The organism is Paenibacillus sp. E222 (assembly GCF_013401555.1).
Taxonomy (GTDB): Bacteria; Bacillota; Bacilli; order Paenibacillales; family Paenibacillaceae; genus Paenibacillus.
In genome coordinates this window covers 6154051-6175608 of the sequence record NZ_CP058552.1, presented here as the reverse complement: position 1 = coordinate 6175608, position 21558 = coordinate 6154051, and the positions used below count along the sequence as shown (strand labels likewise).

General features: G+C 49.0%; 18 protein-coding genes. 12 read left to right on the top strand and 6 right to left on the bottom strand.

The genetic code is table 11. From position 1 onward, the window contains the following. Positions 1-4: 4 nt before the first annotated feature. The 8 genes from HW560_RS27375 (at position 5) to HW560_RS27340 (ending at position 8179) form a co-directional block, all read left to right on the top strand. A complete protein-coding gene (locus HW560_RS27375) occupies positions 5-718 on the top strand; it encodes a class I SAM-dependent methyltransferase (RefSeq protein ID WP_090895814.1) in 714 nt (237 codons plus the stop codon). Positions 719-855: 137 nt separating this feature from the next. Next, positions 856-1254: a BadF/BadG/BcrA/BcrD ATPase family protein gene (locus HW560_RS27370; protein WP_179265195.1), complete on the top strand. Its 399-nt coding sequence runs from the start codon at positions 856-858 to the stop codon at positions 1252-1254. 57 nt (positions 1255-1311) lie between these two features. Next, the gene (locus HW560_RS27365; RefSeq protein WP_179265194.1) at positions 1312-1842 is read left to right on the top strand and encodes a hypothetical protein; all 531 of its coding nucleotides are present in this window, start codon (positions 1312-1314) and stop codon (positions 1840-1842) included. Positions 1843-1906: 64 nt separating this feature from the next. Continuing rightward, entirely contained in the window at positions 1907-2344 is a 438-nt protein-coding gene (locus HW560_RS27360) for a GNAT family N-acetyltransferase (RefSeq protein WP_090895821.1), read from the top strand. A 213-nt stretch (positions 2345-2557) separates the two neighbouring features. Further along, positions 2558-3016, top strand: coding sequence for a MarR family winged helix-turn-helix transcriptional regulator (locus HW560_RS27355; RefSeq protein WP_090895824.1), 459 nt, complete (start codon positions 2558-2560; stop codon positions 3014-3016). After that, positions 3013-6180 (top strand): MMPL family transporter, encoded by a 3168-nt coding sequence (locus HW560_RS27350; protein WP_179265193.1) that lies wholly within the window; start codon positions 3013-3015, stop codon positions 6178-6180. Before HW560_RS27355 ends, HW560_RS27350 begins: the two co-directional genes overlap by 4 nt. Positions 6181-6375: 195 nt before the next feature. Next, positions 6376-7002, top strand: a complete 627-nt coding sequence (locus HW560_RS27345; RefSeq protein WP_179265192.1) for a GDSL-type esterase/lipase family protein — start codon at positions 6376-6378, stop codon at positions 7000-7002. A 121-nt stretch (positions 7003-7123) separates the two neighbouring features. Next, the gene (locus HW560_RS27340; protein ID WP_179265191.1) at positions 7124-8179 is read left to right on the top strand and encodes a phosphotransferase; all 1056 of its coding nucleotides are present in this window, start codon (positions 7124-7126) and stop codon (positions 8177-8179) included. Positions 8180-8354: 175 nt separating this feature from the next. On the opposite strand, the gene HW560_RS27335 is transcribed toward HW560_RS27340, so the two are convergent. From HW560_RS27335 to HW560_RS27325, 3 genes are all read right to left on the bottom strand, one after another. Further along, the gene (locus HW560_RS27335) at positions 8355-9032 is read right to left on the bottom strand and encodes a tetratricopeptide repeat protein (protein ID WP_063564693.1); all 678 of its coding nucleotides are present in this window, start codon (positions 9030-9032) and stop codon (positions 8355-8357) included. A 17-nt stretch (positions 9033-9049) separates the two neighbouring features. Then, positions 9050-11038: an elongation factor G gene (locus tag HW560_RS27330; protein WP_179265190.1), complete on the bottom strand. Its 1989-nt coding sequence runs from the start codon at positions 11036-11038 to the stop codon at positions 9050-9052. A 136-nt stretch (positions 11039-11174) separates the two neighbouring features. Beyond that, the gene (locus HW560_RS27325; protein ID WP_179265189.1) at positions 11175-12056 is read right to left on the bottom strand and encodes an AraC family transcriptional regulator; all 882 of its coding nucleotides are present in this window, start codon (positions 12054-12056) and stop codon (positions 11175-11177) included. Positions 12057-12258: 202 nt separating this feature from the next. Between HW560_RS27325 and HW560_RS27320 the strand changes: the two genes are divergently transcribed. Continuing rightward, the gene (locus HW560_RS27320) at positions 12259-13776 is read left to right on the top strand and encodes a tagaturonate reductase (protein ID WP_179265188.1); all 1518 of its coding nucleotides are present in this window, start codon (positions 12259-12261) and stop codon (positions 13774-13776) included. Then, a complete protein-coding gene (locus HW560_RS27315; RefSeq protein WP_179265187.1) occupies positions 13773-15287 on the top strand; it encodes a UxaA family hydrolase in 1515 nt (504 codons plus the stop codon). Before HW560_RS27320 ends, HW560_RS27315 begins: the two co-directional genes overlap by 4 nt. Before the next feature lie 110 nt (positions 15288-15397). Here HW560_RS27315 and HW560_RS27310 read toward each other — a convergent pair whose 3' ends face one another. From HW560_RS27310 to HW560_RS27300, 3 genes are all read right to left on the bottom strand, one after another. Then, the gene (locus HW560_RS27310; protein ID WP_257031453.1) at positions 15398-16084 is read right to left on the bottom strand and encodes an AlkZ-related protein; all 687 of its coding nucleotides are present in this window, start codon (positions 16082-16084) and stop codon (positions 15398-15400) included. Between the two features lie 18 nt (positions 16085-16102). Further along, the gene (locus HW560_RS27305; RefSeq protein WP_179265186.1) at positions 16103-17074 is read right to left on the bottom strand and encodes a helix-turn-helix transcriptional regulator; all 972 of its coding nucleotides are present in this window, start codon (positions 17072-17074) and stop codon (positions 16103-16105) included. A gap of 412 nt (positions 17075-17486) precedes the next feature. Further along, positions 17487-19514: a beta-galactosidase gene (locus HW560_RS27300; protein ID WP_179265185.1), complete on the bottom strand. Its 2028-nt coding sequence runs from the start codon at positions 19512-19514 to the stop codon at positions 17487-17489. 133 nt (positions 19515-19647) lie between these two features. Between HW560_RS27300 and HW560_RS27295 the strand changes: the two genes are divergently transcribed. Together HW560_RS27295 and HW560_RS27290 are read left to right on the top strand one after the other, a co-directional pair. Then, positions 19648-20481, top strand: coding sequence for an AraC family transcriptional regulator (locus HW560_RS27295; RefSeq protein WP_179265184.1), 834 nt, complete (start codon positions 19648-19650; stop codon positions 20479-20481). 200 nt (positions 20482-20681) lie between these two features. Continuing rightward, positions 20682-21470 (top strand): alpha/beta hydrolase, encoded by a 789-nt coding sequence (locus HW560_RS27290; RefSeq protein WP_179265183.1) that lies wholly within the window; start codon positions 20682-20684, stop codon positions 21468-21470. Positions 21471-21558 lie beyond the last annotated feature (88 nt).

Here is a 21558-nt window from a genome sequence, read left to right as displayed (position 1 = left end):
TTTTATGGGAAATGAACAATTTGAAGCTGCACGGAAAGCAGAGGCAGGTTACCATTCCAACTTCTATCAGAATAATGAATTATTCGCGTCCGGTACCTGGATGGCAAGGCCCATGCCTATGGTTATGGATATGCTTGAGCGTCTACTTGCCCATAAGACGGAACTGCGAGTTCTCGATTTGGGATGTGGTGTAGGCAGACATACGATACCCATTGCACAGCGCCTCGGGCAAACGAACAGTGAAGTAATCGGGGTGGATTTGCTGGATGAGGCTGTAGATGGACTTCGCAAATATGCCAAAGAATATAAGGTTGATCATATCGTGCAAGCAGAGAAAGCCGATGTTGAGCATTACGCTATCGAGCCGAATCATTTTGATTATATTGCGGCTTGCTCTTGTCTGGAACATATTTCAAATAAACAAGCCTTAGTGGAGGCTATTGAACGTTTGCAAGTGGGAACTCGTACAGGTGGCATTCATTGTATCACGATGAGTACGAGTGTAGAGGAAAAGGAAATCAACACAGGCCGGGAGATTGAGCCATTGATTGAATTGAATCTGCCCACAGCTGAGGCTATCGCATTACTGGAGAAGGCTTATTCGGATTGGAATATTCTGCTCCAGGAACATGTAACACAGACGATCGAAGAGGAAAAATATGACGAACCGACACAGTTCCGTTGTGAACTGCTTCGTTTCGCTGCACAGAAGCAGTAGCAGTAGCAGTGTTCTGCCGGGATCGAATAGTGGGGTGGGGTCCCGGCAGTTCGTACTAATTGAGTAGCTTGATCGAAACATCAGGAGAAGCATCATGGGACAGGGGACATCATCATACCAGAACATGGGGGATCAGAATGAGTACATATGTGATTGGGATGGATGGCGGGGGAAGCCATACACGGGTGGCATTGGCGGATGAGAACGGAAAGATTTTGTCATATGTGCAAAAAGGTGGTTGCAACCGCTATCATGATGCCAATGCAGAGCAGGATGTATTGGAGGGCATCGCTGAAGCCATTCGCATAGCTGGGTTAGAAGTGGAGCAGATTGCCTTCATTCAGGCGGGAATGGCAGGCCTGGATCAGCCAGAGGATACAGTCTGGGCTGAAGCTTTACTCGCCCAAACCGGTATATTGGGCAGAATCAGCGCAGTAAATGATACGCATATTGCACATACGGCAGCCTTTGGCGGTGAGCCGGGCATTGTAGCTATTGGAGGCACGGGCTCTCTGATTATGGGTAAAACGGAATAAGGAACCTGGCTCCGCAATGACCAGTTCGGCCACTATGCGCCAACAGCAGCCCGTTTTTTGGCTTATGACGTGGTGCATTCCATCCTTGCGGGACGTTATGGTTCACTGGACCGATCCTGGATCGAGCAGATATTAGCCTATTGGAATGTAACTTCAATAACGGAGCTTGCTGCACTGGTGGTATCAGGTTTTGCCAGAAATAGACAGGCCCTCAATCGCATATTTGGTCAAATGGCTCCTTTGGTCACCAAAGCAGCGGCCGAACATATCCCTCTTGCGGTCAGAGTATGTGACTCGGCAGCGGATACGGCTGTTGTGGGTATTCTCATGCTTGCATCGTGTTTTAGAGATCAGCATGTGTCCATGACACTTACAAGAAGTTGTCTGAGTACGCCTTATATGGTGGAGGCCGTTCGAAAGGGGCTGGAGGCAGCCTATAAACCAGGAGGAAAAGAAATTCATTACATGACCAGCCATGAGCCGGCAGTCGGAGGTGCACTGTTGAGTGCATATCATTTGGCAGGAATCCAGGTGCCTGAAGATATCACGTCAGCACTCCAATCGGAGCTGAAACGGCATACGACTTGAACTTTTAATGGCTAACGACTACAATACGATAACGGAATCAAGCAAGTTAATAGGAGGAATCAGGGTGTTAATTGATTTAAAATCACGCATACAGGAGCCGGAAGTGCAGGAGCTGTTGTCCTACTCGGTCTTTCCGGACCCGGATCAGTTGAATCGTGCGTTACAACAGTATGTTGATAAGGATGAGCTGCATTTGGACGGTTATGAAGACGAAGGCCAGCTGATCGGTCTGATTGGATATGAATCTACAGGAACGAGTGAGATCACTATTCATCATATTGCAGTTCTGCCTGAGAATCGTTTTAAAAATTATGGTCGTGGCATGATATCACAGGTGCTCGCCAAATATAACCCCGACAGACTGATCGCAGAGACCGATGTGGAAGCGGTAGAGTTTTATCGAAATACGGGATTTGTGGTGTACAGCCTGGGTGAGCTGTATCCGGGTGTGGAGCGATTCCGCTGTGTGCTGGAAAAAGACGAAGAGCAAGACGAAGACTAGTAACTGTCTACTACTGTGTAACGTAAAGAGAGCATAATCATAACAGGATGTTGGATTTGGCGAAGCAGCTGAGTCGGACGTCCTGTTTTTTTGTCGTTTGTTTAAAAAAAATAGGAAAAACGTATTGCTTTGCAATATAGTTTCATTATAGAATAGTTTGATTGAAGAATAGTTCTGTAAGTGAACTATATGTTGGAGGAAGGAGAATGAAGAATGAACACACCGGATGCTAGAAGTTTGGTTAACCGCTATTTGGACGCTTCTTTCCTGGTAACCAAACGGTTTGATACCCAAATACGCGAACGATTGGGGCAAACGATTACTACTGATCAGTTCTGTGCCCTTCGTTTGATCGAGGAGAAGCCGTTATGCACGCCCTCTGATCTGGCAGAGCTTTTATGTGTGGGCAAGAGCAGTATCACAGCTCTGGTCAACAAGCTAGTGGATCGGGATCTGGTCCATCGGGCCGGGGATGAGCGCGACCGCAGAGTTGTTTATTTGACCCTGACGGACAATGGACGGGAAGTATACAAGGAAACAGAACAGGAAATACAGCAGATTCTGGAGCCGTACTTGGTCCATTTCAAACCGGAAGAGGTTCAGAACTTCATTGAATCTTTTGAGAAGCTTGCAGCTTTGCTAACGCATGAAGGAGGACAGGAGAACGAATGAGAACGATTTTGAAAGCGCGATGGTGGTTGATGGGGCTATGGGTCGTTGTGGCTGCCGTATTAATGTTCACCGCCCCTAACATGAGTGAATTGATTCGGGAAAAGGGACAGTTTTCGGTTCCTGAAGGGCACTCTTCCACCCAGGCAGCGGCGATTCTGGACGAAGCCGCAGCACAAAAGGGAGAGCAGCAGGGCAGCCAGTTGGCTCTTGTATTTTATAATCCGGATGGTTTGGGTGCCGACGGCAAAGCAGAGGCAGAACAAGCCGTTAAGAAACTGGAGGCCGAAAAAGAGAAGCTGGGTATTCTGTCCATACTGGAACCTTTCTCTCAGCCTGAACTATCAGACAAAATGATCTCTGCCGATGGCAAGACGATCTTAACGTCGCTTTCCATTGATCAGGGAGACCGTACGGTCAAGGAAATGCGCGAAGACCTTAATGAAGTTTTGTCATCGGTCAATGTGGAGCATTACATAACCGGCAAAGGCTTGATTGATGAGGATACGGTGGAAAGCTCCCAAGAAGGACTCAAAAAATCGGAGTACATTACTGTTGTATTTATTTTGCTCATCCTGTTCCTTGTATTCCGCTCTTTTGTTGCTCCATTTGTTCCACTGCTTACGGTAGGGATCAGCTACATTGTTTCACAGCAGATTGTCGCGTTCCTTGTGGACGGACTAGACTTCCCTATATCAACGTTTACGCAGATCTTTATGGTGGCGGTCATGTTCGGGATTGGTACGGACTATTGCATCCTGTTGATTAGCCGGTTCAAGGAAGAATTGGCTCATCATGAAAATACGTGGGATGCCATCATTGCTACCTACCGCACAGCAGGCAAAACGGTATTCTTCTCCGCACTTGCCGTGCTGGTTGGATTCATTGCCATTGGCTTTGCACAGTTTATGCTGTATCGTTCCGCGGTAGCGGTGGCTGTCGGTATTGCCGTGATGATGCTGGCATTAGTGACGATTGTTCCATTTTTCATGGCAGTGCTGGGCAAAAGGCTGTTCTGGCCTTCCAAGGGTTCACTGGAGCATGCCGAGAGCAAGATTTATGGTGCAGCAGGTCGTTTCTCCCTAAAACGTCCATGGGCAGCCCTGCTCATCGTTGCAGCGGTATGTGTGCCATTACTGGCAACTTACGACGGCAAACTGTCGTTTAACAGCCTCGATGAGATTGGTGAGAAATATGATTCGGTCAAAGCATTCAATATCATTTCGGACAGCTTTGGTCCGGGTGAATCGTTGCCGGGTCAGGTCGTTATTCAAAATGATGAAGCTATGGATAACGCCAAGTATATGGCGCTCGCCGAAAAGATCAGCCGGGAAGTGGAGAAAGTGCCAGGGATCTCTGGTGTCCGCAGCATGACACGTCCAACCGGTGATGAGATCAAAGATTTTGAAGTGACACAGCAAGTAGGGACATTGTCTGATGGTTTGGGCGAAGGTAAAACGGGTCTGGATAAAATCCGTGATGGTCTGAGCGAAGCCAGCAGTCAGTTAAGCAAAAATGAACCGCAACTTAAAGAAGCTGCGGATGGAGCTGGAGAACTGACCAAAGGTACTTCCCAATTGCAGTCTGGTATTACACAGTTGTCGGAAGGACTTCAGCAGATTGAAAAAGGCATCCGTGACGGCTCCTCGGGCGCGGGGGATCTAAAAGCAGGTCTGCAGAAAGCCAAAACGAGTGCAGATCAGCTGGCTAAGGCCAACAATCAATTGCTTCAAGCCTATCGTCAGGCAGGAGCAGGTGTCGCTGCACTGGGTGATGGTGTAGGTGAACTGCAACAACAGCTCAAAGGTGTATCTACAGCGTTGACCAGCTTGAATGAATCGTTCACAGCGCTTGAGGAGCGCTATCCTGATTTGCTGCAAGACGCCGATTATCAGCGGGTCAAAGGCACCCTTGGTGAAACAGGTACCGGCACGGCACAGCTCGCTCAAGGTTTGGGTCAAATTCAAACCAAGCTGGGCGAAGCCGCGGCTGGAATCAATCAGGCGAACGAAGGCTTTGCCTCCGCAGCATCCGGTCAGAAGGCACTTGCCGATGGTCTGGGTCAGATTGTGACCGGAATCAGTCAGTTGCAATCCGGGCTTAAACAGGCCGCTGACGGTCAAGGTAAAGTGATTAGTGAGATTCCTTCCATCCAGAACGGACTTGGTCAGCTTCAGGGCGGTCAGGAAAAAATTCAGCAAGGCTTCTCGGATCTCAGTGGTCAATTGACGCAATTGACAGATGGTCTTAATCAGAGTGTAGATGGAATCAAACAGGTTTCCGGTGGACTCGATTCAGCACAGGATTACCTGACACAATTGCAGAACTCGCCTGATTCCGATCTGGCAGGCTGGTATGTTCCTGAAGAAGCACTGAATAGTAAGGACTTCACACAGGTATTCGATACGTATCTGTCCAAAGATCGGAAAACGATGACGATTGACGTTATTTTTGCGGAGAATCCATACGGAACCGAAGCGATTGATCGTGTTCCGGATATTGAAGCTGCGGTACATCGTGCGGTGCAGGGAAGTGCGCTTGAAAAAGCGGATATTGCCATTGGCGGGGTAACCAGCACGTTTGCAGATCTGCAGGAAGTCTCCAACAACGACTACACGCGCACGGTTATGCTGATGCTTGCAGGAACGTTTATCATTCTGGTCCTGCTGCTCCGTTCGGTTATTATGCCGCTGTATCTGATCGTCTCGTTGCTGCTGGCGTATTTCACATCGATGGCCCTGACTGAAGCGATCTTTGTGAATATACTCGGGTTCTCGGGTATCAGTTGGGTTACGCCGTTCTTCGGCTTTGTCATGCTGATTGCACTGGGAGTGGATTACAGCATCTTCCTGATGGACCGTTTCAATGAGAACAAAGGTATGAGAGTCCAGGATGCCATGCTGTATGCCATGAAAAACATGGGTACGGTCATCCTGTCTGCAGCCGTCATTCTGAGTGGTACCTTCGCTGCAATGTATCCATCGGGAGTTCTTTCGATGATGCAGATTGCGACGGTTGTACTCAGCGGACTGATCTTGTATTCTCTGCTGTTCCTGCCATTCTTCGTTCCAGTAATGGTGAAAATGTTTGGCCGTGCCAACTGGTGGCCATTCCCGAACAAGGAACAGGCAGATTCCGTTGATTCGGATCGTAACATAGGCATGTAATTAAATGATATATGAACAGCCCCGCTGGATTCCCGGCGGGGCTTTCTGTATGGTTTTGTGCAAATCATCAATGAAACGGACAAATAAATGTGTATGCCTACGGACACCATCCCGCGCCTTGTCTCCGTTCCTCTCATACGATATATAGGAATTGGATCTGGAATAGTTTATAACACAGCAGAGAGGGGCGGCGGGATGGTATATCGATATGTGGCTATAGGAGATTCATTAACGGTAGGTACAGGAGCGCTGCTGGGCACCGGCTTTGTTCCTTTATATCGGAGAATGGCAGAAACGAATGTGCGTACGTTTGTATCGATGGATAATTTGGGTGTGAATGGACTTACCTCAGGGGAAATGCTGCAGATGATATCCAACAATCCAAGAGTACGGCAATCGCTGCGTGAAGCGGATATTATTACGTTGTCGATTGGTGGCAATGATCTGATTCGTACATTCAAAGCGAGTGGCGGGATTCCAAATGCAAGTAAGATGACACAGGTGCTTGGAGATACTCGCAGTAACGTATCCCAGATTATGAGGCACATCCGGCAGTTGAAAGGAAACAGTGTATATATGGTCCGTACGATTGGGTTGTACAACCCGTATCCGCAAGCAGCGGAAGCTGCATATTGGGTGCGGCAATATAATTCCTTTCTGAATGGCGCAGGATCGGGGAACTATGCCTGTGCCCAGGTCTATGACCGGTTTGAAGGGCGAGAACGTGAACTGTTATTTTGGGACAGGGTTCATCCAAATGCCAAAGGCTATCGCGTGATTGCAGAACAGCTGAATCGCACAGGATACTATCCATTTGCCTGATCAGCAGTCCGTGAAGCTTAGCATGACTACTACCTCGGAGCCGACTAGACCGAAAGAAATACTTCCGTTAAGATGAGGACATATAGAGGTTGTATTATGTGAGATAAAGGAGTTATTTTTGGTGCACATCATCGATTCAGGTTCCCTAAAGGATTCAGAAAAGCAGCTCATATCCACCGTTTTATCCTCATATGGCTTCTCGTCCAACTGGAAAGCCCAGCGTGGAAAGGGTGGCATGAATAACTCTACCTTCATGGTAGAGATCAACGAAGAATGTTACGTGCTGAGGCAGTATGAAACGCATAATGATCAAATGAAAATTGCTTTTGAACATGAGGTGCTGTCTGCCTTGTCACGTTCAGAGTTTGAGCTTGATGTGCCTGTGCCCGTTAGCCTTCCTGATGATAAGCATGCAACATTTCTTGCGGTGCAGGATCGTTCCTCGGGCCAGAGCAAAATCGTGACGTTGTTCCATTATCGTGAGGGTCATAATCCTGTGTGGAATACACCCGAGCAGCTGAGTGGACTGGGCAGGGCGGCGGGCATGTTGTCTTCCGTTATGGCGCGCCTTCCTATATCCCTGTCTCCCGTTTATCCGCCCTATTATCAGATTCAGGAGGCTTACCCGCTCTGTTCGCCGAAGAAACTGTTACAACTATGCACCTCACCCCCGGATACGCTGATGGCATGTGCAGATGACCTGCAGAAGCTGAAGGAAGTATTGCCAGACTTATTCAATACGCTGCGAGGTATGGAGGATTTGCCGCATCAACTGGTCCATGGGGACTTAAATGCATCCAATGTATTGGCAGACTCTCAGGATATCATATGTGCCATTTTGGATTTTGAATTCGCCACATGGGATCTGCGGGTAATGGAGCTCGCTGTGCCCATGTCGGACCTGCTGACGATGGACAAGGAGCAGGCATGGATGTGGGAGGCTTTGGAGGGACTGATCCAGGGATTCAGGCAGCAGGTCAGCCTGGAGCCAGAGGAGCTGAGCGTGATTCCAACGCTTATTTTGCTTCGAAGCCTGGATGTGGTGATGCATTTTATCAGTCGATTGTTCGAAGGTACAGATGAGCCTGAAGTGGCTGTACAGCAAATCAGGAAGCTGAGAGAACGGGTAGACTGGATGAAAGGTAATGAGGAACGGCTGCGTGAGCTGCTGATGTAGCTCTGCAACATGGGATGTATACCAAAAGTGCACTGATTTCCGCCTTGAGGCAAAAATCAGTGCACTTTGTATGTGGTGAAGTCGTTTATCCCGAATGGATAGATAGATGGATGGATGCGTACATTTCAAATCACGACATCCAATTCAATGCTCAATCTAACGTAACCAAACAGCTTTATAGTCCACGCTTGCGGAACCAGCTGCGTACAGCCCAGCGACGCTCCTGGCGCTTCTTATATTTGGGCAGGGAGCGATATACGTTAAGGGATTGCTCGTAGGCTTGCTTTGCATCAGCAGTACGTCCAAGGGAGCGGTACACGGAGCCGAGCAGATAATATGCTTCACTGGATGAGGAATGAATCTCCTGGAATTGCTGAACATATGCCAGCGCTTTGTCCCGGTGAGTATCCTTGAACGCACCTGCAAGTGTCAGATAAGGGCGCCCATATTTCACTCTTGGATTAATATCCAGTGCCTGCAAAATATGACGCTCGCCTTCTTCCGTTTGGCCCAGATGAAGTTCAGTTGTGCCTAGCGCCTCCCAATATTCGGCTGATTGCTCGTAAGGACGCTCCAGTTCCAGCAGCAAGGCATGAGCTTCGCTATAACGTTTGCGTTCAATCAACAGACGGGCCAGATCCAGCTTGGAAGAGACTTCATTCGGACTCATGGCAAGCTGCTGCCGAAGCCGTGAGATGTTACGCATGCGTTTAAGTGGCTTCATGAAGCTTGGCATCACCCCAACATAGCGACGATCCAGGAAATACAGAATGATGAGGAAAATAATAACTGCCAAGAACGGATTGCCTACAATCCGCCACAGCAGGCCAAAGATTAGAAATTTAATCAGCACGACAAAGTCAACTCCAATTATGATGTAATCGCATTTCGAACACTTAAAATATATTTGGATTGGTCCAGCGGGTTAACCCCTTTGCGTTTCCGCGTATGGGTCTGATCCGAAGGACAATCCTCGTACCCGGCAAAAGAAGTCGTGAGCAACCCTCGCCCGCTCGTCTCTGAGCGGAGTTTCACCGGATAATCCATGGAGCTTGCCAGAGGCATACGTCCTTCAACGATGCATCGCCCGCCTCCGATGATCGGGGCTTCAAAGGTTGCCCGCATATGTACTAGATCACTAAGCGCTTTGCCGCCGTACTCCTCCGGAACCGTTAACCGGAAATTCAGAATGGGTTCCAGCAGGGTTGTGCCTGTGCTTGCCAACCCATCCATGATCCCCATCGGCGTAGCTACCACAAAATCCAGTGGATGGGTATGCCAGACATGGTGCTCTCCTTCAATTAGCGTAATGCGCAGGTCGGTAACCTCCCAGCCCAACAACCCTTGAGATAGCGCTTCGGGAATGCGTCGCTCCACTTCATTCTGATATCGAAGCAGGAGATGATCCGTTCGGACCGTGGATGAGTAGATCAGACCACTGCCACGTGGCAAAGGCTCAATGCTGAATCGTAGAATGGCCCAGCAGGGCTTGGGCATCGTATACGCGATAAATCCTTCTCCGGAAGAAGCAGGAGTTTCCTTATAAATGACGGACGGCGGGTCGAATACGACATCCAGTCCGAAACGACTCATCAGCAGACTGGACAGAATCTCAAGCTGAATGGTTCCCATCACTTTAAGATGCAGTTCCCGTTCTTCAGGCAACCATTGCAAATCGAGCAGGGGATCTTCATCCGTCAGCTCTTGCAATGCCGCTACAAGGTCAGGGTAACGAGCCGTGTCTTTACCATGGACTTGCACAGTCAACAAGGGAACAGCCATCTGGGGTACAGGAGGCACACCTTCGGGGCTGCCAATAATATCACCAACATGGGTTTCGCTTAGTCCATACAGTGCGGCGATCTGTCCGGCATGAACAGCACCGGTATCCGCCCATTTCCGACCATCCATTCGGCGAATCTGAGTCACTTTCTCTTCCAGCTTCCGAGTGGAGTTATAGATCGTATCCCGATTATGCACGCTGCCACCATACATGCGAACATAGGCTGTACGGCCCATCGTTTTATCCCGTTCAATTTTGAATACAACCCCGGATACTGAAGGTTCTTGAGGTTGTGCGGGTGCAGGAAGAAATTCGATGATGGCATCCAGCAGCTCCGTTACGCCGATCCCTTTGCCAGAAGCACCATAACAAATAGGGAACACTTCGCCACGATGCACCTTTTTGCGAAATGCTTCATCTAACTGTTCAGCAGGAAGTGTTTCACCATTAATGTAGGCTTCCATCAGATCTTCATCGAGTTCGGCCAATAATTCAAAAAGCCCGGGGATGGATGAGGGGGGACCCTTTACTTGCTTTTGGCTCTCATTCCATAAGGAGTCAATGCCCTCGAACACCTCTTCATTCATACGAAAGGATTGGATTTCGCATACGAAGGGAGAGAGACTGGAGCGGACCTGATCGATAACCGTCTCAGCAGAGGCGCCAACCCGATCCATTTTGTTAATATAAATCAGGGTAGGTATTCCAAGCGAGCGGAGAGCATGCCAGATGGTCTCGCTTTGGGATTGAACCCCTTCCACGGCGGACAGAATCAGAACGGCTCCGTCCATAACACGCAGGGATCGCTCTACCTCAGAGCTGAAATCGATATGTCCCGGCGTATCAATCAGATCAATAATCGTATCTTTCCAGATCAAAGAAGTCATAGCCGCCTGCACGGAAATGCCTCGTTCCTTTTCAATATCCAGAGAGTCTGTTGCTGTTGTTCCGTCATCCACGCGACCTGGAGTACGTACAACACCGCTTTGAAATAACATATGTTCTGTCGTTGTTGTTTTCCCTGCATCGACGTGTGCGAAGATGCCGATATTTCTGCGATTCAATTCGTTTAACATGGGATGTAAGGCTCCTCTGGCAGCAGAAACGCATCGTTTCCGACATTGTAATTCAGTATTATAACATACCACACGAATAGTATGGAAGAATATGTTACACACAGACAAATCTCTACAGTTCAGGATGTCGTGACAATCACGTTTGATCCTGATTCTTCATGGTTTTACGGTAGGCAGCGGGTGTGGTGCCCGTCAATTTCTTGAATTGTCGATAAAAATGGGGTAGGCTCTCAAAGCCGCAGGCATCGGCAACAACGGCCATCGTCTCGTTACTTCGCAGCAGATGCTCTTTTGCCATAATGACCCGGCGGGCCAATGCATAGTCCGTTAGCGTCATGCCGGTATACCTTTTGAACGCACGGCTGAAGTGAGCCGGGGATACGGCTGCCTTCCGGGCCAGTTCCGGCAAGGAAAGGTTACTGCGCAGCTCTTCATCCATATGAGTCAGCGTATAGGAGAGCCAGTCGGGTCCAGGAACAGTTCTGGCAGGACTTGCCGGACCGACTGCCTCCAATCGCTCCAGATAAATGAGTAAGAGCTGCAACCTCAGCAGAGCGGCGTGGGCACTCAGGTGATGTCCTAATTGGAATTCTGCATGGATGTCGTCTATAAGCGCAGCCACCTGGGCTTGTTCCTTGGCCTCCAGATGCCTCTTGTACACTCTGCGTTTGCGGCAGCGTTCAAACAGCGAGAGCATGGCTGACGCATTGCCTCCCGCTGTGGAGGCCAATAATCCTGGACTGAAGAACAAGGCCGACGAAGTCACCGGATTCCCGGCATCCGGCAATGCACGATGCACCGTGCTGCCAGGGATGATGAACAAATCACCCTCCTGCATGTCTTCAAGACCGGTATCAATAAAAATGGTGCCCTGACCCCGATATACATAAATAATTTCATGCCAGTCATGAAGATGATCCGGCAACTCGTTCTGGGGGGACTTGGTATCTGCATACACCAGACGAAAGGGAATCCCCGATTCCGCCTGAATGGTTGTACGAACGGGCGAACGTTCCATTCGATCTCCTTTCAAAACAGTGCTTACAAAAAAGGGGTTACATCTGATCATGAAAGAGTACATTTACCGCAATATAAGCAATTAAATTTCCTTTTATTGATGATACAATGAATTTAAAGCGTTTTCAATGGAAGTGTAAGCGGCTGTGTGCCGTACAGCGGGACATCTGATGTTGATAAATCAAACGATGAGGTGAGTGTTCATGTCGGCGAGCACGAAAAGACCAAGGCTAAAGCTGAATCTGCTCGGAAGTGATAGCCAGCGCAAGTGCAAAGAAGTGATGGAACGTCCCGTTAAGGTACTACAGATTGGAGAAGGCAACTTTTTGCGTGGGTTTGCAGACTGGATGCTTCATGAGAGTGCCAGACAAGGCAAATTCCATGGCAGTGTTGCGGTGACCCAGCCTCGGCCTGGGGGAAAGGCAAAGCTGGAACAAATTCGTGATCAGGACGGATTGTATACGATGATTACCCGGGGGCTGTCACAGGGAAAAGCGGTGGAACGTACGGAATTGATCTCCATTTTTTCACAGTGTATTAATCCGTATGAAGAATGGCAGAATTTTCTGAAGCTTGCGGAATTGCCCTCCCTGGAGTTTGTCATCTCCAATACAACCGAGTCGGGATTGAAATATACGTATGCAGAATACACACAGGGTGAACCTGTACAATCATTTCCGGGTAAACTGACGGTCTTCTTGCATCAACGTTATCTGCGCTTTGATGGGGACCCATCGCGAGGTTTGATTCATCTGCCGTGTGAGTTGCTTGAGGGCAACGGGGATGTTCTGCGCAGTTGTGTGCTGCGTCATATTGAAGATTTTGGGTATTCTGAAGGCTTCCGTTCATGGGTTGAGAACCATAACTTATTCCTGAACAATCTGGTTGACCGGATCGTGACGGGTGCACCGACGAAGGAAGAAGCCGATTCCCTGACCAATCGCTGGGGATACGAGGATCAACTGGTCAATACGGCTGAACCATATCATTTCTGGGCCATTCAGGCAGATGAAGCCCTGGACAAGAAACTCCCCCTGAAACAGGCAGGATTGAACGTACATTGGGTGAAGGATTTGAAACCTTTTCAGCTGCGCAAGGTTCGTATTCTGAATGGTGCTCATACCCTCATGTCTTCGCTTGGCATTTTGCAAGGCAAGGAACTGGTAAGAGAGACGATGGAAGACCCGCAGTTTGGCTCATGGGTCAGAGAAGCGGTACATCAGGAGATCATACCTGCGCTGGATATGCCCGATCATCATTTGGATCAGTACGCAGCCGAAGTGTTTGAACGTTTTCTCAATCCGTATATTAATCACAAGCTGCAAGATATTGCATTAAATACAGTAGGAAAGTTCAAGGTTCGTGTACTGCCTACCCTTTTGGCCTATGAACAAAATCAGGGGACTTGGCCTGCCCGGCTCGTAAAGGGATTCGCGGGATTATTGTGTCTGTATCGTCCAGTGGCTACGGCGGATGGTTATATGGCACAGCGACTGAACGGTGAGTCCGTCCTGCTTCGGGATGATGCCGATGTATTGGCTTCACTCGCCAAGCATTGGGAGAGTTATGATCCTCTGAATAGGGAGAAGCAGCAACTAGAACAGAGTGTCGCTGCTGTATTATCGGATGTATCCATCTGGGGAGACAATTTGGATGATCGAGAGGGGCTTCGCGAAGCTCTCATTCGCGAAATTGGTTTGCTGGAGGGTGAGAGTTCATGAACACAACACGTACAGTCAATGACTGGATTGCGATTCAACCGCAGGATGATGTTATTATAGCCCTTCGGGAATATGTAAAAGGGGAAAGCATTACCCTGCCAGACAGCAGCTCTTTTACATTAAGGGATGATGTGCCCAAGGGCCATAAAATTGCTGTGCACACCCTCGCCCCGGGCGCGGATGTGATGAAATATGGTTTTTCCATTGGGATTGCCAAAGAACAGATTGAGCAGGGGAGCTGGATTCACAGTCACAATCTGAAAACAGGACTTCACGGATTACTTGAATATCAGTATCAGCCAGGACCACCTGTTCAGACGGACATGCCTCCAGAACATCTGCGTTCATTTAATGGGTATTTGCGCCCTAACGGTGAAGCAGGTATCCGTAATGAAATCTGGATTGTAAATACGGTCGGATGCATTAATAAAGTATGTGAGGCTTTGGCTCGGATGGGCCAGTCACAGTTCGGCAGCAGGGTGGATGGTGTTTATCATTTTCCGCACCCGTTCGGCTGCTCGCAGCTGGGAGATGACCTGAAATATACGCAGCAGGTACTGGCTTCCCTGGTGGAACACCCGAATGCCGGCGGTGTACTGGTCATTGGTCTGGGTTGTGAAAATAATCAGGTTGACCAGTTCCGCGAATGTATCGCACCGGAATACCAGGGGAAGGTCCGTTTTCTCAAAGCGCAGGAAACGGATGACGAGCTTGAGGAAGGACTGCGTCTGATGGAAGAGCTCGTGGAGCTCGTCGAACATGAACAGCGTCAGCCGCTGCCCCTGAGCAAGCTCAAAATTGGATTGAAATGCGGCGGTTCGGACGGTCTGTCCGGGATTACGGCGAACCCGCTCGTTGGCTCCGTTGCGGATATGCTGGTTGCTGCCGGAGGTACGGCCATATTGACCGAAGTTCCCGAGATGTTTGGTGCAGAGACCATTCTGATGAATCGGGCGGCCAATGAGCAGGTATTTGATGATTTGGTAGACTTGGTGAACGGTTTCAAGCAATACTTTGTGAACCATGGTCAGAATATATATGAAAATCCTTCACCAGGGAACAAAGCAGGCGGAATTACCACACTGGAAGAAAAGTCTTTGGGATGTACGCAAAAGGGAGGGCGTTCTTCCGTAGTTGATGTGCTTCGTTACGGCAAACGTGTCACTCAAACCGGCCTGAACATCGTGGAGGCTCCGGGGAATGATCTCGTGTCTGTTACGGCACTGTCTGCTGCGGGTGCGCACATTGTTCTTTTCACGACAGGTCGCGGAACGCCGTTTGGAGGCCCGGTACCTACCGTTAAAATTGCTACCCAATCCGACCTTGCTAATCGAAAAAAACACTGGATTGATTTTAACGCAGGTCAACTGCTGGAAGGTAAGACGATGGAAGACGTGAAAGTACAGCTGTTCAGCCAGCTGATCGATATCGCTTCAGGGCGGGCGCATACGCTCAGCGAGCAGCATGGATTTCGGGAAATTGCCATATTCAAGGACGGAGTCATCCTGTAATTGTGCTCGTTCGCTGCTTTATACCTGTTGCATGAATGGTAATCGTATATACAGCAAAATCCCGGCGGCCCTTTTCGGCTTCCGGGATTTGTCGTTCCAAGGCATTTCAATCATTTTATCGCAAAGGCTTTTTTAATTTTGGTCAGGGCGGCAGCAGAAGTGTGCTTCTCCAATTGTTGTACCAGGAGTTTGCTCGCGTCTGCAACGCTGCCCTCAAACGGTTCAATACCTTGACGCTTCATCCAGTAGCCAGAGGTTTCATAGGCAGAACTGTTCCAAGCGACCTTGCCTTCAGCGAGGCCTTCTTTTTCTTTGGTGCCGCAAATCACTATGGCGCTAATGCTTTGGAGATCCAGCAGCCCTTGGTCAAATGCCTTTTTGTCCTCTTTGGCCCCGAAACCCGCCTGTGAACGCAGCGTCCGTCCATCGATCCCCTCTTGCGTTTCAATTATTTCATACAGTTTGAATGCTTCTCGAGAGAGCAATCCCGCATCATACTGTTCCTCCATGACTCTGGAGTCCGCTAGCAGCCGGTGCACCCATGGGAAATACTCGCGTGAGACGAGAATTGCCTTCTTTTTAATGAATTTTCCATAGGCGGCGATCCCTTCCTCAGCCAGACGTGAACGCCATAACCAGGGATCAAGCGCGTTATCCTTATGCCAGTTTTCTTTAGGGGTTATGGAGGACAGTGAAGGATATTCAGGGAATAAAGGGGCGAGTGGGAGAAGTCCCACAGCCTCTATTCGCTGCACAGCTTCTTCGTAAGTTACGATAGATTCATTCTCATTCATCATGAATTTGCAAGCTCCTTTTTAGCGTGTGCTACAACGATTATTGTTGGAAGTCAGATACATCTGGCATACTTCCTCGGCATGTTTGCGAATCGCGCAGCGAAGGTCCTCAGGTTCGAGTACTTCTGCCTCACGTCCAAGTCGATAAAAGAATCGCACGGCCCAAGCCCACTCGCCAGGAGGGCAGAGAAAAGACAGTTCCCAGACATCCGGAGCAATCTCGGTCATCCGTTCGCCAATATGCTTGTCCTGTTCTGCCTCGATCATTCCGCTGTAACTCAGACGTGCGGTAACGCGCGTTGGAGAGCGCTCAGGAGATTGAGGTTTGCTGCGCTGTCGCTGTGCCTGTTCTGCCAGCTGTTGTGATTCAATCAGCTCAACCGGCGTAACGTCCAGAATACGGTCTGCCCTGAACAGGCGCTCTTCACCATGCTCCTCCGAATACGCTTCACAATACCAGAAACCGGCAGAAGCATAGATTCGAATGGGGCAGATCGTAAGCCAGCGTTGACGGGAAGCAGAGCGGTATAACATACGCAGCCACCCTTGTTCCGGGATACAAGCCAGAAGCGGTTCCAGATGACGAAGGATGTAGTTCCGCTGGGGAACATCATGCTTCAGTTGTTTGAGCATGGGATCCATCCTTGCCTTGACATCCTCAGGAATAATGCTTTTGATTTTGTCCATTAATGTCCAGCGTTTCTCTTGAAAAGGGGTATCTGCATAATGGCTTAGGCCTTCGAGAGCAAAGATGAGAGTAGCTGCTTCAACCGGGTCCAATTGCAGTGGGGGCAGTACATACCCCTCCATAAGTCTGAAGCCGCCTCCGGGACCGGAGATGGCAATGATCGGGACATTCATCTCTGAAAGTGATTGGATATCCCGCAGGATGGTACGGCGGGAAACTTCAAACTTCTCTGCAAGTGAATGTGCCGTTTCGTGACCGTGCTGCAATGCCATAACGATGGCGGCAAGCCGATTTGTTCTATTCATGTCAGCCACTCCGTTTCGAGGGTTGCGCCGCCGGAAAGGATGCTGGAGTGTTTCTCTCATTGTAGCAGTGTATAAGTGACATCATGGCTGTCACCAATATTTCGCAGCATTATATTATTTATTTAATATAGCGCTGAGCCTGCATACCAAGGGCGGCTTCCTGTTCCCGGCGGGGCGTCGTTAATTGTGTGTCTCGTCCAATTCGCTTCGCTTCTCGGTATTTCCTTCTAACCAAGAGCCTCACAAATAATGACAAAAAACCGTATCCGGTCTAAACGGATACGGGAAGTAGCAGATTGAAACAGGTTCATTCATATAATACTTCAAATTTTAACAATTGACACCCTTTTAAGCGGCAAACATAGATCAATGCGATTTCCATGTAACATGTTGTATCATCAATTTTCGAATATTATTTCATTTCAAGGAGCTGCACACCGCGGCCTTCAATCTCGATCGTACCTGAAAGGGAGCGATCTGTGAGCAAATCACGAGCCTCAGTTTCGCCCAAATCATAGGATTGAGCGGTAGCATTGTGATTCATGACAAACAGGTACTGTTGTCCATCCTTGGTACGAGCAGTCACTTCAACTCCTTCCGGAGTATGCAGAAGAGAGTCAATATTTTTGGCTGCCGCCAGTTGTCCCAGCAACCCGTCCAGGAATCGATCTTCCGGATCGGAAGCGACATACCAGGCTTCACCTTGACCAAACGTGTTACGCGTTACCACAGGCATGCCTTTGTAGAAGTCGTCTCCATACTCGGCGATGATCTCTGCACCTTCACTGTGCAGCAAGTCACACAACATGCCACAACCATATTCTCCTTGAAGATCGCCATAAGCCTCTTTCAGGACAATACTGTTTTTTTGCTCCGGCAGCAGGGCATCAATTTCTTCAACCCAGATGCCAAGCAGTTTGCGAAGTTCGCCCGGATATCCCCCGGTTGTTACGATGTCACTTTCATTGACGATCCCACTGAAGAAGGTTGTCAGGAATGTACCGCCAGCTTCAACGAACTTCTCCAGTTTGGCTGCAAAGCCTGGTTTAACCATATACAGTACCGGAGCGAGCACAATGTCGTATTTGCTTATATCGGTATCCACACTAACGATGTCCACCTGAATGTTGCGGCGGAAGAAGGCAGCGTAGTATTTGTGAATTTGATCTACATAGTTCAGTGCAACGGTAGGTCCGCTGGATTTCTCGATCGCCCACCAGTTATCCCAGTCAAACACAATCGCCACTTTGGCATCTACAGCAGCATCCAGCGTTTTGTCGCCCAGCAACTGCAATTCTTTGCCCAGCTCCGCGACTTCCCGGAATACACGGGTATGCTCATGTCCTACATGTTCAATGACTGCACCGTGATATTTCTCGCAGGCCCCGACAGAACGGCGGAGCTGGAAGAACATGATTGTATCCGCGCCATGGGCAACGGACTGGTAGCTCCACAGACGCATAACGCCGGGGCGTTTCAATGAATTGTAAGGCTGCCAGTTCTGCTGACTAGGTGTCTGCTCCATGAGCATGAACGGCTGTCCGTCCTTTAATCCACGCATCAGATCATGAGCCATAGCTGTGAAACTTACCGGAGTCGCAAGACCCGGATAGCTGTCCCAGGAGACGATATCCATATATTTGGCCCATTTGAAATAGTCCAGCTGTTTGAAGAATCCCATCAGATTGGTCGTAACGACCGAATCCGGGATATGTTTTTTGATCGCATCATATTCCAGACGGTAACAATCGAGCATACTGTCGGAGTTGAAGCGGGAGTAATCAAGCGAGATGCCCTGGAACGTGGAATTGTTGTCACCCCAGTGCTCGCTCAGATTGCTTGGCAGTACAATCTCATCCCAATCGTAGAACGTATGCCCCCAGAAATTAGTGTTCCAGGCTTTGTTCAGCTGCTCCACGGTCTGATAACGTTGTTTGAGGTATACACGGAACGCTTTCTCGCAGTTATCACAATAACAATCGCCGCCATATTCATTGGAGATATGCCATACAAGCACAGCCGGATGATCCTTGTAACGTTCCGCCAGCTTGTCTGCAATCTTCTCGGAGTATTTGCGGTAGGTAGGGCTGTTCGGACAGGAGTTATGCCGTCCACCGAATTTGCGTTTACGTCCATCGGCATCCACACGCAGTACATCCGGGTATTTCTTCGCCATCCACGCTGGATGGGCAGCAGTGCTTGTCGCGAGGCAAATGTAAACGCCGCTTTCATAGAGACTGTTAATTAACTGGTCGAGTCCTTCAAAATGATAAGTGACTTCATCAGGCTGAATCAGTGCCCATGAAAATACGTTGATGGTCGTAATATCAATACCTGCCAATTGGAACATGCGCAGATCTTCAAGATGAGTCTCATGATCCCATTGCTCAGGGTTATAATCGCCGCCGTAGAACATTTTGGGTAACTTGCTGCTAATCAAATGTGTTCACCTCTTGTATAAGAATAAATCTATACTATATGATGGATATGACTTTTAAAATATAAGAAAAGTATTGAGACATATAAGAATATGGAACTATAATTTTGATTTTTGTTCAAAGGAGAGAACCCCTATGCTCATCACACCCGATCATCGGCGCTACTTTATGACTCCACGGGATCAGCCGCTTCCGCTCTACATCGAGAGCATAGGATACAACGGCAATCAGGAGAATGTGTACAGACCTGCCGGATATCCTTGTTATCACTGGCTTCAGACGGTGAAGGGAGCTGGAGAGTTCAGATTTGCAGGTTCAACTGTACAGCTGGGGGAGACATCCGGCATTTTGCTGCCGCCGAGTGAGCCGCACGAGTATGTTCGCTCGCAAGGAGAGTGGGAGACTCTTTACATTACATTTGGAGGCTCCCAGTGCCCGGCCATTACAGAGTCGCTTGGTTTGGGGGAGGCAGCACTTCACCAGTGGGACGCAGAGAGCCCGCTTGAATATTATGGCAGGGAAGTGCTGGGTTCCATCAGCAGTGACCAGGATTTATCTGGATTGGAAGCGTCAGCGGACATGTACCGGTTTCTGATTTTGCTCAAAAAACACGGCATGACAGGCAGTCGATCTTCGATCTCCCATGCCGTGGAACGGCTGGCTCCTTTAATTTCATTTATGAATGAACACTATGCCGATCCCGAAATCGGCCTTGAACAGATGGCTGCCATACCAGGCATTACGCCTAGGCATCTGAATACTCTTTTCAAACAATCCTTTGGCATGACTGCCTACAGTTATTTCATTCTCCTCCGTATTCGCAAATCAAAAGAATGGATGACAGGGGACAGCAAACTAACCGTGAAGGAAACGGCAGCGAAGGTTGGTTTTCGGGATGCGAGTCATTTTGTGGCTACTTTTCGGCGGATTGAGGGCTTAACTCCGGAGCAGTATCGAACGTTATATTAATCATTCAGAGTTATAAATGTGCTATAAAACACTGTTCAAGCATGAGAATTCCGTGTAACCTGTTACAAATTGAACAAAAAGTGATGCCAGGAAGGTATTGATGCGCAAGGGTGCTACCCGTTATGATGATATCGATTCCTTAGATTGGAAAATGATTATACGGATCAACGTATCCATTCAACTTAGAGAGGATGATAGAAGTGACAACAACTATACCATTGTGGGACCATGCAGCGCCTTATGCAGCCAAGGATCATGAAGATGAAATGCCGCATCTGATTCCGTTTATTCAGCCCGGTTCCGAGAGCGCTGTCATTATCTGTCCGGGTGGGGGCTATGGATTTTTGGCCGATCATGAAGGAGCTCCAATCGCTGAATTGTTAAACCGTGCGGGAATTAGCGCATTTGTGCTGAAGTACCGTGTGGCGCCTCACCGGCATCCGGCACCCATGACAGATGGTCAGCGTGCGATTCGTTATGTGCGGGCTCATGCCGAGCAATATGGCATTCATCCTTCCAAAATTGCCGTGCTTGGTTTCTCGGCGGGCGGCCATCTTACAGCTACGTTGGGAACCTTGTATGACGAGGGTCAACCAGATCATGAAGACCCTATCGAACGGGAGAGTTCACGCCCGGATCGGGTAATTCTCTGTTATCCAGTGATCACGATGGAGTCCTATGGACATGCCGGTTCTCGTGAAAATCTGCTTGGGCCAGATGTTTCTGCTGAACAGATCAAGGCCTTTAGTGCAGAGCAGCAGGTGAAAGCGGACGCTCCTGAAGCATTCATCTGGCATACGAGTGATGATCAGGCGGTCCCTGTAGAGAACAGTTTGCGTTACGCGCTCGCCCTGGGTGCACACGGCATTCCTTATGACTTGCATGTATTTGAAAAAGGTTCACATGGTCTGGGATTGGCAGAAGATGACCATGCCGTTCGGGCCTGGTCTGATCTGTGCCTGACCTGGCTTAAGAATCAAGGGTGGTAACCTGGCACCTGGCTGATCTATGTCTTTTCTGAATATGAAATATGAATACGAGTGATCTCACATATTTTAACGCTTATGAGAGCGAAGG